The organism is Bacillus sp. XF8 (genome assembly GCF_017498755.1).
Taxonomy (GTDB): domain Bacteria; phylum Bacillota; class Bacilli; order Bacillales; family Bacillaceae_G; genus Bacillus_A; species Bacillus_A bingmayongensis.
The window spans coordinates 1-15,128 of the sequence record NZ_JAGDQK010000018.1 but is presented as its reverse complement, the minus strand read 5'-3'; the positions used below and the strand labels follow the sequence as shown (position 1 = coordinate 15,128).

Genomic DNA, 15,128 nt, shown 5'->3' with positions numbered 1-15,128 from the left:
TACACACGTTAATTAGCCTCTTTCGCCCTGCGATACAGTGATTGCACAAGGTGATCATATTCACGCCGTGTAATTTCTTTATTGTATAACTTTAATAACAAATCTTTATGCTCTTTCGAAAACGCCATTTTTCTAATGACTTCAGGATACATACAAACATCCCCTCCGTTTCACATGACCTTCCAGCTTGTCCTTCTACAAATGAACCCCCAAACAGAACTAACGTTCGCATAAGCATTATAAAAGATTTTGTTCTAAAACACAAATGAAATATTTTTCTCTTTAACTCTCTTATTTTTCTGAAGATTTCAAAATTATAATATCATATTAACTTTTTAAAATACATATGTATTTTTTTACATTTTTTTGAATAGATTTTCCAGTTCAATCAGAAAATAATGGCAAAAATGAAGAGGAGTAGAATTATGGATACTGTTACATTGTCACGGGCTTTCTTTGGGTCATCACTAGCATTCCACATTATTTTTGCAACCCTTGGAATCGGACTATCTTTAATGATTTTTATAAGCGAAGTATTATATCACTGGAAGAAGGATTCAGATTACGCTGTTATGGCAAAAAGGTGGACAAAGGCTTTCGCCATTCTTCTTGGTGTAGCAATTCCAACTGGAACAATCGTCGGTGTACAAATTTCACTTCTTTGGCCCGGGTTCGCCAAAATTGTCGGTCAAGTGATTTCTGTTCCGTTCCAGATTGAGATTTTCGCCTTCTTCTTAGAGGCTTTATTTATGTCCATTTACGTATATGCAGCAGATAAATTACCACCATTTATGAGATTAATCTCACTTTTTTTTGTCATGCTTGGTGCTACTGCATCCGCCGTATTAATTACCTCAGCAAACACATGGATGAATACACCAGCAGGCTTTTCTATGAATCCTGATGGCTCTGTTTTTAACGTTGACCCGTGGAAAGCATTCTTTAATCCTAGCTTTTTCACAAGTTCTTTTCACGTTGTCATTACTGCTTATGCAACGGGAGCGGCAGTCATTGCTTCCATCGCCGGATTTAAATTATTAAAGCGAAATCTGGGTGCACGTGAAATTGCTTATCATAAAAAAGGGCTATTTTTAGGCCTTGTCGTTACATTTATTACCGGCGCAATCATGTGGCTTTCTGGGCATGAATCGGCAATTGCCTTACATGAACATTCTCCGGAAAAATTAGCCGCAGCAGAAGCATTATTTGATACAACATCACATGCTCCTCTTGCAATTGGCGGATTTGTCGATCCGGCAACTCATGAACTACAATACGGGCTTGAAATTCCTAATATGTTAAGTTTGCTAGTTGGATTGAACCCTAACACTGTCGTAAAAGGGTTAAATGAATTTCCACAAGAAACGTGGCCGCCATTTTATACCCATACGTTCTTTAATTTAATGGTTGGTACAGCTGTATTCACTTTTGCCGTCGCAGCAATTGCTCTTTTATATTGGTACTTTATTTATAGAAAAAAAGGAGCAGAGTTGCCAAAATGGCTTCTATGGGCCACTGCTGCATGCGGGCCGATTATGATGCTCGGCATTGAATTCGGATGGATTTTCAGTTGTAGTGGCCGTCAGCCTTGGACGATTTATGGGATGCAGCGCACAATGGATGCTGCTACGCGCGCTGATTTCGTCGGGCCCTTATTTATTTTATTCATCATTTTATATATCGGGCTTGGCGCTTTAACGATTTTCGTACTACGGACTTTCTTTAGAAGACATCCGCTAAAAAATGATTTAAGGCAGCAAGGAGGAGATTCTCGTGCATGAGGCGAGTATTGCGATTATCATTTTATGGGCCCTTATCTTCGTATACAGCATTTTAGGCTCCATTGATTTCGGAGCTGGATTTTGGGGCATGGTATATGCCAAACACCCAACACTTGCTGCAAAGCTTGCCAATCGATACTTATCACCAACTTGGGAGGTCACAAATACTTTCCTCGTTTTTGTTGTTGTTGCATTTCTTGGCTTCTTTCCGAAAGCGACTTTTACCCTTGCAACAGTCATGTTCGTACCGGTGACATTAATTTTAGTTCTCGTCGCTATTCGTAGTACATTTATGGTGTTCGCTTATTCTGTACCAAAATATGAACATACCTTGCGTTTCATTTCTGGTATTACGGGGCTCTTAATTCCTGCCTTATTAATTACGGTTTTACCCGTGACAGAAGGTGCTTATATTACGACTTCTGGAGGTAAAGAAGTCCTATTATACGGAAAACTTTTATCAAGCCCTGTAATTTATTGCTATATGCTATTCGGATTAACTTCTGAGCTATTCCTGTCCTCTCTTTTTCTAGCTGACTTTGCAAGAGAACAAGGCTCAGAGGATACGTATCGCCTTTATAGACGCAATGCCATCGTACTCGGTCCGGCAACACTTGTTACAGCCATCATCGCCCTTGTTGTCATGGAACCCGAAACACATTGGCTCATGCAAGGGTTAATTAAACAATTCCCATGGTTCACAGTATCTATTATTTTATTTGTAATTGGATATTCTTCTCTTTGGTGGACAAATAAAAAGCATAGTACGCTCGGTTGGCCACGGATCGCCGTTTTAGCGGTTGTTGCGCAATATGCATTTGCAAGCTACGCTTACGGCGTCGCGCATTTACCGTATATCATTTATCCAGACGTTACTGTATTCACAAGCTTTACAACGAAGGAAACATTCTATGCCTTACTCATTCTCTATGCAATCGGCATTGCGATCTTACTTCCAGGCTTTATCTTCTTCTGGAATTTATTCTTAAAGGATCGAACGTTCCTAAAGGAAAAATAATAATAGCCCCCTCTGCTACCGTCTTAGCAAAGGGGGCTTCTATATTTAAGTTAAGTACATGTGATCAATCAAGTAAAAAGGTGTTCGGAATGGTACATCCCGTATTATTGATATAAATGACTACCAGCTTCTTTAAATTCTTCTGCCTTCTCTTTCATACCTTGCTCAATTGCTTCTGTTGTTTCTAAATCATTCTCTTTTGCATATTCACGAATATCATGTGAAATTCTCATACTACAGAATTTCGGGCCACACATTGAGCAGAAATGGGCTGTTTTTGCACCTTCTGCTGGCAACGTTTCATCGTGGAAATCCATTGCGCGTTCAGGATCTAAAGATAAGTTAAATTGATCGCGCCAGCGGAATTCAAAACGAGCTTTTGAAAGTGCATCATCACGTTGCTGGGCTGTTTTATGTCCTTTCGCAAGGTCCGCTGCATGCGCTGCAATTTTATACGTAATAACCCCTTCACGAACGTCATCTTTGTTTGGCAATCCTAAATGCTCTTTCGGTGTTACATAGCAAAGCATCGCTGTACCAAACCAGCCGATCATCGCTGCGCCAATCGCCGATGTAATATGATCATAACCTGGTGCAATATCCGTTGTTAACGGTCCGAGTGTATAGAACGGTGCACCTTGGCAAATATCAAGTTCTTTATCCATATTTTCTTTAATTAAATGCATTGGTACATGCCCTGGTCCTTCAATCATTACTTGCACATCATGCTTCCAAGCAATTTTCGTTAACTCACCAAGCGTTTCCAGCTCAGAGAATTGCGCTTCATCATTTGCATCCGCAATCGAACCTGGACGTAATCCATCTCCTAAAGAGAAGGAAACATCATATTGTTTCATAATTTCACAAATTTCTTCAAAGTGTGTGTATAGGAAGTTTTCTTTATGATGATATAAACACCACTGCGCCATAATCGAACCACCGCGTGAAACAATTCCTGTTGTACGCTTTGCTGTAATTGGAATGTAACGAAGTAGTACACCTGCATGAATTGTAAAGTAATCCACACCTTGCTCCGCTTGTTCAATTAACGTGTCACGATATACTTCCCAAGTTAAGTCTTCAGCAATACCATTTACTTTTTCTAGCGCTTGATAAATCGGCACTGTTCCAACTGGTACCGGAGCATTACGGATAATCCATTCACGAGTTGTATGAATATTTTTTCCTGTTGATAGATCCATAATTGTATCTGCGCCCCAGCGCGTTGCCCATGTCATCTTCTCTACTTCTTCTGCAATGGAAGAAGATACCGCAGAGTTCCCAATATTCGCATTTACTTTCACATGGAAATTGCGGCCGATAATCATTGGTTCTGCTTCTGGGTGGTTTATGTTTGCTGGTAAAATAGCGCGTCCTTCTGCAATCTCTTTACGAACAAACTCTGGCTCTACGCCTTCACGAATCGCAACATATTCCATTTCAGATGTAATGATGCCGTTACGAGCATAGTGCATTTGCGTTACATTTGCCCCTTTTTTTGCGCGAAGTGGCTTACGATCCATTTGTGGGAACACAGGTGTATGCTCGGATGCAGCCTTCACACCATCATCTTCCGGTTTGATTTCACGCCCTTCATACTCTTCCACATCTCCGCGCTCAACAATCCAGCCATGACGAGGCGTTGGAATTCCTTGTTCAAGTTCCACTTTGTATTCTGGATCTGTATAAGGTCCGCTCGTATCATACACGCGAATCGGTGGGTTTGGCACACCGTTTGTATCACTTTGTTCGATCTCACGCATCGGTACTTTCATTCCTTCACGCGGGCCATCAACATAGACTTTCTTACTCCCAGGTAAACTCGACTTCAATTCAATTTGCTCAGCTGAAACAGATTGCTTCATAATTTGTGTTTCCTCCCCTTTATCGTTTCAAGAAACCTTCCTTGCTTGAAATCTCCAACCATCTTCCAAGCAACTTTGATTATCTTGACTCTGAATCCAGCTTCAGTGGCTAGAATGGTCGATGGCTTCGCTTCTTCCATTCTGATCAAGCCGCTTCCGCCTTACTTACGTGTGACAAGGACGAGAACTAGTGGCCAGCGCATGCCAAAATAAAAAGAGCCAGGTCCATAGTAAAACAAGGACCTGGCTCATAAAGACATAGTTATGTAAAGCCGTTAACTTCCCTACGCTGGTACGAGCCAGATCAGGTCCAGAGGGTTAAGAAGTTCTCGCACTTCTCTCTCAGCCCAAGCTTCTCTTGGGCACCCCTAGTTTATCACTGATTTAATTTCCAATACTTTCTCATCATACACGATAATCAGAAAAATGCAAAGGTATTCTTAAAGATTCCTCCCTGCCTATCACTTGCTACTCCAATGATCACATAACTACTTATTTTTTCAACTTTATAACAGAAAAGCTTTATTCACGCAGATTCTGTATAGCATGTTTTGTCTTTTCTAATTGCTTTACTGTGAACTCATATTGAGAAGACGAGTATACAAAGAAAACGACATCGACTACTAATAGTTGAGCAAATCGAGAGCTTGTAGCTGCACTACGAATTTTGGCTTCAGGTGCACGCGCTGTAAATAAAGATACATCTGCTAGCTCAGAAATCTTACTGTTTCCTAAACGAGAAAGGCTAATTGTCTTTAACTTAAGCTCTTTTGCTGTTTTCATTAGCTCTATTACGTCTCTCGTTTCTCCACTATACGAGATTCCCCAAAATAAGGCATTTTCTGATTGAGTAGCCATCGCTACCGCTAACAAATGACGATCTGAAATTGCATAAGCCTTTTTACCTAAACGGATCCATTTCTGCGCTACATCCTCTGCAATAAGAAAAGATGCCCCCACTCCATAAATATAAATAACGTCTGTATCTCTTAGGAAATTAACTGCTTCTTCAATAGATTTCGTTTCTAATTGACCCACTGTATCATGAAGCGTTTGTACTGTATTAGATAACGTTTTATCAATAATGGACTGCACTTTTTCATTAGGTTCAATATCAAAATATCCTACATGTTGTATATGCTCTACTTCAGCATATAGACGTGCTTTCAAATCTGGAAAACCAGTTACTCCTAATGATCGACAAAAGCGAACAACGGCCGCACTACTTGCTTCTGCTTCTTTTGCTAATTGATGTATTGTCATCTGTGTTACTTCTTTTGTATGAGAAAGAATATATTCTGCTATCTTTCTCTCTGAGTCAGGTAACTCACCTAAGACTAATTCTATTTGTGTTCGGATACTATTTACCGCCAATTATTTCAGCTTCTTTCCATTTATACTTTTTCTATTTAACTCCAGCGTTTTGCTTCCTGATAAAGTGAAACTTTAATCAGTGGGGGGTTTTCTTCATCCCCCACCTAACTTCTTTGCTTTCGCTGAATTTTGAGGTGAGGGTCTTACTGCCCGTTAATGCGGGATAAAAATACCTATGACTAGTCGTTTTTCCCTAGTACATAGGTATCATTCCCTTCGTTATTGAAACTTAATTTTAGTTCCTGCTTTCACATAATCTAAAAGGCTTAGATATTCATCGTGTATTTTTCCAACACTATTTACTCGTGGATCCTCTGGCAACTGTTGTTTCATGATTTGAGTTTCACCAATATATCGTAAGTATTCAGCATTATCTACGGTAATCGTTCCAATCAATCTTTTGCCAGGTTTTGTAGTAGTGTACAATTCTTCTTTCTTAGAAAATAACTCTCTTCCTTGTTCAATTCTTATAACAGCTTCTGATTCATCAGGACGATTGTTATAGATAATGTCTTTTGGAATGTACGGAGACAATTCACTTGTAGGTAAAGTAATAATTCCTTCTTTTTCAAATCTATTTATCAAATCCAATGTATCATCATCTATTTGAGGATCACCAATAAAAATCCCATCAATACCCTGTGATAATTCCACATAACTTACATAAGGGGATTGATTTCGATGTTTTTCAACAGTTGGTAAACCTGCAAAAATTGGACCTCGTAACACTTTATCTCCTGGAATAAACGCCCAAACCTGAATGCCGTATTTTTGGAATATGCGGTTTTTATTAGAAAAGAACTCCATTGATATTCCTGTATACTCCCTTGGATAAAAGTTATGCATGGCTACTACATGCCCCAGATTTAATCCTTTGCCCTGTAATTCGCAAATTTTTTGTTCATCGAGAGTACTAGCATTTAATACAATCCGAAAATGCTTTTGCAGTTCCACAATTTCCTCATCGCTAATTCCAAAGTCAATACGAACTGTCTTTACTCCAAGGTCTTTCATTTCAAGGTAATCATTAACACCAATGACTTGAAGAGTATTAGGTGAAATATCAATAACAACATCTCTATTGTTTTCCTTTGAATCTTCCAAAAAATCTTGGATTATTTGATGAGTCATTTGTTCTTCAGGGATATGGAAGGAAGTGAAAATTGTCTTTACTCCTCTTTGATCCATCTTTTGAACAAAGGACATATCTAGTTGTGAAAAGTAAATTGAATATCCTAACATGAGTATCTCTCCTAAAATGAGTTAACGTTTCGTCGTTCTATAAAGTGAAACTTCCATTTAAAGTTTCACTTTATTACTCTTGTTCCATCATTGCTTCTTTTGGTATACCGAAGAAATATGTGAGAATAAATCCAGCGGCATATCCTGCTAGTAAGCCAATGATATAGTTAAGCCATAATCCATCAGCAATTAGCGGAATTAATGCCATACCTGATGGTCCAATAGCAATCGCACCGACATGGCCAAGCAACCCAATAACTGCTCCTCCAATACCACCGCCAATACATGCTGTGATAAATGGTTTTCCTAACGGTAATGTTACACCGTAAATTAATGGTTCACCGATTCCAAGAATACCAACTGGCAGTGCACCTTTAATCATATTTGTTAGAGATTTATTTTTGCGGCAACGAATCCATATTGCGATTGCTGCTCCAACTTGTCCTGCTCCTGCCATTGCAAGAATTGGAAGTAATTGTGTTGCACCTGTTGAATTAATCATCTCAATATGAATTGGTGTTAATACTTGATGCAATCCTAACATAACAAGTGGTAAGAATGCTGCACCAAGAACAAATCCTGAAAATGCACCGCCACGGGCTAATACCCAGTTAATCGAACCGATTAAGTTATCTGAAATAAAACCTGCAAAAGGCATAATTAAGAAAATTGTTACAAGACCTACTACTAATAATGCAATGGTAGGTGTCACAATGATATCAATTGCATCAGGAATCACTTTACGTAATTGCTTTTCCACTAATGCTAAAATCCATACAGCTAATAATACTCCAATTACTCCACCTTGCCCTGCTGATAAAGGTTCACCAGTAAAGATATTATGAATTGGATTGTCTGGTGACATTCCTGTCAATAGCGTCGTTCCACCGATTACCCCACCAAGAGCTGGAGTTGCCTCAAATTCTTTCGCTGCATTAATACCTACATAAATTACTAGATATGCAAAAATTGCGTTTTTAATAACATTTAGTATCGTTACATATTGATTCCAAGTATCTCCATCTAAGTTTCCAGCAGTAATATTATTTGACAAAATTGATGCAATACCTGCAATTAACCCTGCTCCAACGAATGCTGGAATAAGAGGAATAAAGATGCTACCAACTTTTCTTAAGAAGTTTTTAAAAGGTGTGTTATTCTTTTTCTTTAATTCTGCTTTCATATCTGCGCCTTTTGCTTTTAATTCTTCTGCAGAAGGAGCCCCTGAAGTACTACCTTTTCCTTTTTCTTCTTCTAGCACAATACCAAATTGTTCTGCTACTTTTGTAACAACGCCTGGTCCGAGAATGATTTGATATGTTTCATCATCAACCGTGCCAAGAACTCCGTTAATTTTCTTCAATGCTTCTTCATTAATTGCGCTACGATTGATAGGTGTCACACGAAGACGTGTCATACAATTTGTATATGAGGCAACGTTCCCACTACCTCCAATAGCATCTAAAATTTCAGTTGCCATGTTTTGGTATTTACTCATGATCTTTCCTCCTTTTATTATCTAAATCCAGACCCTAACTCCTTAGCAATTCCATTAGTTAAGCTTCGGAGTTAGGCAAGGTTACTAACAACTTTTTCACTTTATTTAATTGCTTGACGAATAAAACCTTGAGTCTCTTCTAATCGTTGCACAGCTTCTTCTTTTGAAAAACCTGCTAAGATCATTACAATTGCAATTTTCGGCTTATTATCAGCCTTTGCTAAATATGATTCAGCTGTTTCGTAGTCACAAGATGTAGCTTCCATTACAATACGTTTTGCACGTTCTACAAGCTTTTCGTTTGTTAATTGTACATCCACCATTAAATTGCCATATACTTTTCCTAGTCCGACCATAGATGCTGTTGAAAGCATATTACAAACTAATTTTTGAGAAGTACCAGATTTCAGTCGAGTAGACCCAGTTAATACCTCAGGTCCATTATTAACTTCAATCGCAATATTTGCCTCTTTTCCAATTGCGGAACCTTTATTACAACTTACTGCTACTGTTTGTGCTCCAATAGAATTCGCATATGCTAAACCGCCAATCACATATGGAGTACGTCCACTCGCAGCAATTCCAACTACAACGTCTGTATTTGTTAGATGAATGTCCTTTAAATCTTGAATTCCTAATTCTTTACTGTCTTCTGCACCTTCTACCGCTTTGATAAAAGCTTTCTCGCCGCCAGCAATTAATCCAACTACTTCTTCAGGTTCTGTCCCAAAAGTTGGTGGACATTCAACTGCATCTAGCAAACCAATGCGACCACTTGTTCCAGCACCAATATAGATTAAGCGCCCTCCTTTTCTTTTTGCTTCTACAATTGCTTCTACCGCTTTTGCAATTTGTGGAAGTTCTTGCTTCACACTGTCTGCTACTTTGGCATCCTCTTCGTTCATTACTTTAAGAAATTCTATTATTGACATCTCATCTAAGTTCATCGTTTTTTCATTACGAGTTTCTGTCGTTAAATTTTCTAACATATATATCATCCTTTTTATTGAAATTATTTACTAAAAGCATCTTTCGAAAGCGTTTTCTTTATTACAGGTATAGAATAGCATTTGTAAAATATAATTTCAATATATTTTTATTTACTTTAAAATTAAATTTCAAAAAAGAATAAAAAATACCTATAGGGAACCCTGACAAATACCCATCAAGCCAAGGAAAATAAAATACCCCGTAACGAAAAAAACAATACTCCCTCTCTAAAATTCATAGAAAAGAAGTTATGGAGATATCCATTTATCTTATCCTAATGGCATGAGACAGCGTCCCTTTAACTTCAACATAACCATTGATAAATTTAAAAGGAGAATCTTTAATGGAGCAAACAAATACCAAAGAGAAGTTGTTAAACGCAGCTTCTAAATTATTTCGTAAGCAAGGATATCATGCGACAAGTTTAAGTCAGATTACGAAGGAGAGCAACGCGCTACGCGGCTCTATTTATTATTACTTTCCAGAGGGAAAGGAGCAATTAAAAGAACCGGAAAAAAAGTGAAAAGTTATCTTGAAGAATCGTTAGCATTAGAAGATGATGCTGCTCTAGCTATTCATAATCATTATGAGAGCTCGCCTTCAAAATATTAGCTTGATGGCAATGGGATATCGTCAACATTCCTGAAATGTTGACGATATCCTTATTACAAAAGAGAACTAAATTAATGAGACTACCGAAAAAGTCCCTATTTTGAGTAAGCAATGAAAATTTTATCAATATACAAAAAGAAGATAACCATCTATATACAGTAGATGGCCATCTTCTTTTTCTCTTTAAATGAACTTTTTCAGTGCCCTCAAATTAACTAAGTTTTCTTGTTTTCTATCCCACAATTGGTATTTCATCCATTTACATAATAATATTTTTGAGTATTTTCATTTCATAAAACCCATTACGGTATCATCCACGTTAAATAATAAGCTTGTACATATGTCATAATACCAACAATGATTACAAAGAATAGACTATGTTTCACTGTAAAGCGGAATAAGTCAGATTCTTTTCCAGCGAGTCCTACTGCTGCACATGCGATAGCAATCGATTGCGGAGAAATCATTTTACCCGTTACACCACCTGTTGTATTTGCCGCAACAAGCAATACTTCTTTTACACCAACTTGCTGTGCTGTAATAGCTTGCAAATTAGAGAATAGTGCATTTGCCGATGTATCTGATCCTGTTAGGAATACGCCAATCCAACCAAGAAATGGTGAGAAGAACGGGAATAATTCACCTGTTCCTGCTAATGCTAGCGCGAGTGTTGACGATAAACCAGAATAGTTTGCGATAAATGCAAATCCTAATACGAAACCGATAGATAGAATTGGCATTTTTAATTCTTGTAACGTTTCTGCAAATGTTTCTGCTGCTTGTTTTGCACTCATTTTTAAGACAATAATAGAAATAATACATGCAATTAAAATCGCTGTTCCTGTTGCGGATAAAACGTCAAACTTTAATACTGCGTCATAAGGTGTTGGTTTATTTACAATCGGTTCTGCCTTCATCACTAAATTATGCAAACCCGGAATTTGAAACTTAAATACAAGACTTTCTAACGCCCCGCCTGGAGCAAATAACGTTTTGAAGAAACCTTGACTCCAAATAACAACCATCACTGTCAAAATAATAAATGGTGACCAAGCCTTTACAACTTTTCCAGCTGTTAATTTCGGCATGGATGAAGCTGTCGTTGTTGCCACTTCAGCATTCGCTTGATTAGATTGATAGATTTCTTTCGGCTGCCATACTTTTAGGAATAATGCTAAACATATTAAGCTGACAAGCGCTGATGTAATATCCGGAAGTTCTGGTCCTAAAAACGTCGCTGTAATAAATTGCGTAATTGCAAATGAACTACCTGCTACAAGTAATGCAGGCCATGTTTGTTTTATACCTTTGAAGCCATCCATTAAAAATACGATAAAGAATGGAACAAATAATGATAAGAACGGCAATTGGTGTCCAGCCATTTGTCCAATTTTATGTGGATCAATACCTGTTACTTGTCCCGCAACTGTAATCGGAATCCCCATTGCTCCGAACGCTACCGGCGCTGTATTTGCAATTAAGCAAAGTCCAGCTGCATATAACGGATTTAAACCAAGACCAGCAAGAAGCGCTGCCGTAATTGCTACCGGTGCACCAAATCCAGCTGCCCCTTCCAAAAATGCACCAAATGAAAAACCAATTAAAATAACGAGTAAACGATGATCATTCGTAATCGATAATACCGATGCACGAATCACATCAAACTGTCCTGTTTTGACAGAAATTTTATATAAAAATACCGACATCACAATAATCCACGCAATTGGCCATAACCCATATGCAAAACCATATCCGGTTGCTGCCATCGCCATTGTAAACGGCATTTTATACGCAAATAGCGCAACTAAAATTGTTAATACAACTGTAATAAATCCTGCTACATACCCCTTCATACGAAAGACTGCTAAAGCCAAGAAAAAAAAGATAATTGGAATAAGTGCTACCGCTGCGGAAATCCAAATGTTACCGAACGGATCGTAAACTTGTGTCCATGTGCCCATTGTCCTCTCCCTTTCTGTAATCCCCTGTTTTAAAATTCCTATAATCCTATCAATAGGCTATCCGGTCATCATACCTTTAAGCCTAAAATAAAAAACGTTTTAAGAAAACGTTTTCAAACATTTGTATTAATACTTTACCATATCATTTTTATTTTAAAAAGATATTTTTCGGTGAATTTTCTAATTTTTTAGGCAAATCGTTCACTTTTTATAAAGTGAAACTTTAATCAGTGGGGGTCTTACTGCCCGCAAATAGCGGGATAAATTTATAATAGGAAAAAAGGCGGTTTCATTCTTCCCTCATTATTTTAAACAAACGTTTGATTAATAAAAGAAAAGGCTGTCACCCTGGCGTATTTCACTTTAAACAAACGTTTGATTAAAAGTCTCATGCCTCGTTCAGCACAATACAAAAAAAGAAAAAGCACTCGCAATTTGCAAGTGCCCTACCTTCTTCTTCGGCTTCTTTTCTTTCGTCTCATAAGCTTTTTTCGGCGCGTATTTAATCGATCCGCTATAATGTGGAGTGCACTCGCAGCGATAACTCCAATTACAAATGTCGTTAAAGCAACATCATGTTCCTTTGCAATCTCAAGTAATCTTCCGTCTAGTACCGTTTTATTTAATATGTATAGGAATGGAGAAAAGACAAGAAGCATATACAGTATACGAATAAGATCACCGATTACAATCGTATGCGTTAAAAAAGAACGATGCGGCATCACACATTGATACGGATACCAAAAAATACGAAGTAATCCCCATTTATTATAGGCGTTACTATGAATATCCAAATCTGGTGTTAAGAAAAACGTGCCGATTAAAAATCCTATCGCAAAAGTGAGTAAAAAATCAAAATTTGTTAGTCCATACGAAACAAGCATAAACAAAACAATCGGGAGAGAAAGTAAGTTTATTTTCGTATGTGTTTTTCCTGATGGCATAGTACACTTCCTCGCTTATGTTTGCCCTGCCATTTCTGACAGTTCTCACCTATTGATCTAATCTTTGATCGATAAACGATGTGTCTATATCCGAACCAAACCAATCGGCTAATTTCATCTGTGCTTTTTCTTTTACATCTTCATTTACATACATGGATGCTTGCAAAAGTGCAGCTGTTAATGCACCTAAATCATCCGTATAGCCAATCCCTGCTATAAAATCTGGAATCGCATCAATTGGAGCAATAAAGTAGGCAAGCACTCCAATAATGGTTGCCTTTACTCGCTTTGGAACATCCGGTCTTTGCATAACGTAAAACAGCAATAAACTCGCATAAATAACCGATTGTCCTGCTTGTTTCGCTACATGTTTCACTTTATTCCAAAACGCTTCGACTGAAAATTTTCGTTCCATATAAAGAGCCCCCATGTTTTGTTTTTCTTAATTATACGCAAAAAGTAGATGTGCTTCAAAAAGAAGGAACTAGCTCCATTAGTCAATTAAACGTTCATGAAATATACACATAACCTATCAATAAAAACTTATTGTAACAGACAACAGCAAAAAGAACAAGTGTTCGACACCTTTTCCGCTATTTACTCTAATTAAAATAAGATTTTTCATATATAAATCACGGCTATGAAAACAAAAGAAGACCTGCTCTCATTTTCTCTCTTTGTTTTAAACTCGGCATGGGGCAGCTTCTATGCTTGAGCGGACGCTCTCTCCTCTCTAAAAAGAAAGGATTTATATATTTTCTATCAATATTTCTCAATATAAAATATCGGATTTCTCTTAACATTCTCTTTTATCTTTGTTATATTTTCTAGTTGACGAGCATATAAACCAATGTTAAAGTTTTCTCTGGCAGCAACAATAAAAAATACAAAAACTGTAAAACGTTATAGTGTTTCTAAGAATTGAATTTTGTTGTATAATACAGAAATGACGTTATGCTTATGGATCAACAAAAGAAACGGCAGGAAACCAAATGGGTATGCATAGTTAAAGTCGTATATGGGTGATATAGGAAACTCTACTCATGGCCTAGAAAACTATGTATTTTTTATTTTAGCATTTTTCGCTCCAAAATCGACCAAGCCTGATAGAGAAAGGGTGGAAATGGATGAAGGAATCTTTAAAATCACAATTTCAAAATGTGCGTTTTACTTTGTTCGTTGCTTTGGCCTTATGGCTAAAAACTTACATCATAACGCGTACGAGCTTTGATTTGAAACTTGAATCTTTCATGCAAGAATTTATCTTATTTATTAGTCCATTAGCAGCATCATTACTGCTTGTGGGTCTTGCATTATTCGCAAAAGGAAAGAAACGTAATTATATAGCACTTGGAATTGATTTTGTTTTAACAATCGTTCTTGTTGGTAACGTAATGTTCTACGGATTCTACAATGACTTCGTTACTTTACCCGTACTTGGGCAAACATCCAACTTTGGACAGTTAGGGTCCAGTGTAAAAGAACTATTTAATTACAAAATCATCGTTGCATTTGCTGATATTGTTATCTTTTCGGTTCTATTAAAGAAAAAGAAAAACTTTGCAAAAACGGAGCGCGTATCACGTCCGATGCGTTCTTTATACTTCGTATCAACGGTTGCTATTTTCTTCGCAAACTTAGGGCTTGCAGAAACTGAGCGTCCAGAACTATTAACACGTTCATTTGACCGCGTTATGCTTGTGAAAAACTTAGGTTTATATGCTCACCAAGTATATGATCTTGGCTTACAAGCAAAATCAAGTTCACAAAAAGCATTTGCTGATGGTAGCAAATTACAAGAAACAGAAAACTATGTGAAGACAATACAAAGTAAACCAGATCC

At 37.5% G+C, this 15,128-nt stretch carries 12 protein-coding genes, 1 pseudogene and 1 riboswitch; of the genes and pseudogenes, 4 read left to right on the top strand and 9 right to left on the bottom strand.

The features are described from left to right. Window positions 1-8: 8 nt before the first annotated feature. Window positions 9-152 carry a hypothetical protein gene (locus J4P91_RS11245; RefSeq protein WP_017153450.1) on the bottom strand — a complete coding sequence of 48 codons (144 nt, stop codon included), beginning with the start codon at window positions 150-152 and terminating at the stop codon, window positions 9-11. A gap of 273 nt (window positions 153-425) precedes the next feature. On the opposite strand from J4P91_RS11245, the gene J4P91_RS11240 reads away from it, so the two are divergent. Further along, window positions 426-1,781, top strand: coding sequence for a cytochrome ubiquinol oxidase subunit I (locus tag J4P91_RS11240; RefSeq protein ID WP_207994199.1), 1,356 nt, complete (start codon window positions 426-428; stop codon window positions 1,779-1,781). Further along, window positions 1,774-2,799: a cytochrome d ubiquinol oxidase subunit II gene (locus tag J4P91_RS11235; RefSeq protein ID WP_017153452.1), complete on the top strand. Its 1,026-nt coding sequence runs from the start codon at window positions 1,774-1,776 to the stop codon at window positions 2,797-2,799. Before J4P91_RS11240 ends, J4P91_RS11235 begins: the two co-directional genes overlap by 8 nt. A gap of 104 nt (window positions 2,800-2,903) precedes the next feature. Here J4P91_RS11235 and thiC read toward each other — a convergent pair whose 3' ends face one another. The 5 genes from thiC to murQ all read right to left on the bottom strand — a co-directional run bounded on the left by thiC (window position 2,904) and on the right by murQ (window position 9,776). Further along, the gene (gene thiC / locus J4P91_RS11230) at window positions 2,904-4,664 is read right to left on the bottom strand and encodes a phosphomethylpyrimidine synthase ThiC (RefSeq protein WP_207994198.1); all 1,761 of its coding nucleotides are present in this window, start codon (window positions 4,662-4,664) and stop codon (window positions 2,904-2,906) included. A gap of 264 nt (window positions 4,665-4,928) precedes the next feature. Further along, window positions 4,929-5,044, bottom strand: a riboswitch (TPP riboswitch). Window positions 5,045-5,186: 142 nt separating this feature from the next. After that, window positions 5,187-6,038: a MurR/RpiR family transcriptional regulator gene (locus J4P91_RS11225; RefSeq protein ID WP_207994197.1), complete on the bottom strand. Its 852-nt coding sequence runs from the start codon at window positions 6,036-6,038 to the stop codon at window positions 5,187-5,189. 219 nt (window positions 6,039-6,257) lie between these two features. Continuing rightward, window positions 6,258-7,280, bottom strand: coding sequence for a MupG family TIM beta-alpha barrel fold protein (locus tag J4P91_RS11220; protein WP_207994196.1), 1,023 nt, complete (start codon window positions 7,278-7,280; stop codon window positions 6,258-6,260). A gap of 73 nt (window positions 7,281-7,353) precedes the next feature. Then, window positions 7,354-8,778, bottom strand: coding sequence for a PTS transporter subunit EIIC (locus J4P91_RS11215; protein ID WP_207994195.1), 1,425 nt, complete (start codon window positions 8,776-8,778; stop codon window positions 7,354-7,356). 101 nt (window positions 8,779-8,879) lie between these two features. Continuing rightward, a complete protein-coding gene (murQ, locus tag J4P91_RS11210; RefSeq protein ID WP_279538596.1) occupies window positions 8,880-9,776 on the bottom strand; it encodes an N-acetylmuramic acid 6-phosphate etherase in 897 nt (298 codons plus the stop codon). Window positions 9,777-10,111: 335 nt separating this feature from the next. Between murQ and J4P91_RS11205 the strand changes: the two are divergent. After that, a pseudogene (locus tag J4P91_RS11205) lies at window positions 10,112-10,270 on the top strand (TetR/AcrR family transcriptional regulator); the annotation flags it as partial. A 412-nt stretch (window positions 10,271-10,682) separates the two neighbouring features. On the opposite strand, the gene lldP reads toward J4P91_RS11205, so the two are convergent. The 3 genes from lldP to J4P91_RS11190 form a co-directional block, all read right to left on the bottom strand. Further along, window positions 10,683-12,341, bottom strand: a complete 1,659-nt coding sequence (gene lldP / locus J4P91_RS11200; RefSeq protein ID WP_207994193.1) for an L-lactate permease — start codon at window positions 12,339-12,341, stop codon at window positions 10,683-10,685. Window positions 12,342-12,787: 446 nt separating this feature from the next. Then, the gene (locus J4P91_RS11195) at window positions 12,788-13,285 is read right to left on the bottom strand and encodes a metal-binding protein (RefSeq protein WP_017153475.1); all 498 of its coding nucleotides are present in this window, start codon (window positions 13,283-13,285) and stop codon (window positions 12,788-12,790) included. Between the two features lie 49 nt (window positions 13,286-13,334). Next, entirely contained in the window at window positions 13,335-13,700 is a 366-nt protein-coding gene (locus J4P91_RS11190; RefSeq protein WP_207994192.1) for a YkvA family protein, read from the bottom strand. Window positions 13,701-14,412: 712 nt separating this feature from the next. Here J4P91_RS11190 and J4P91_RS11185 point away from each other — a divergent pair. Next, on the top strand, window positions 14,413-15,128 hold a 716-nt coding region (locus J4P91_RS11185; protein ID WP_483862144.1), incomplete at its 3' end, for an LTA synthase family protein.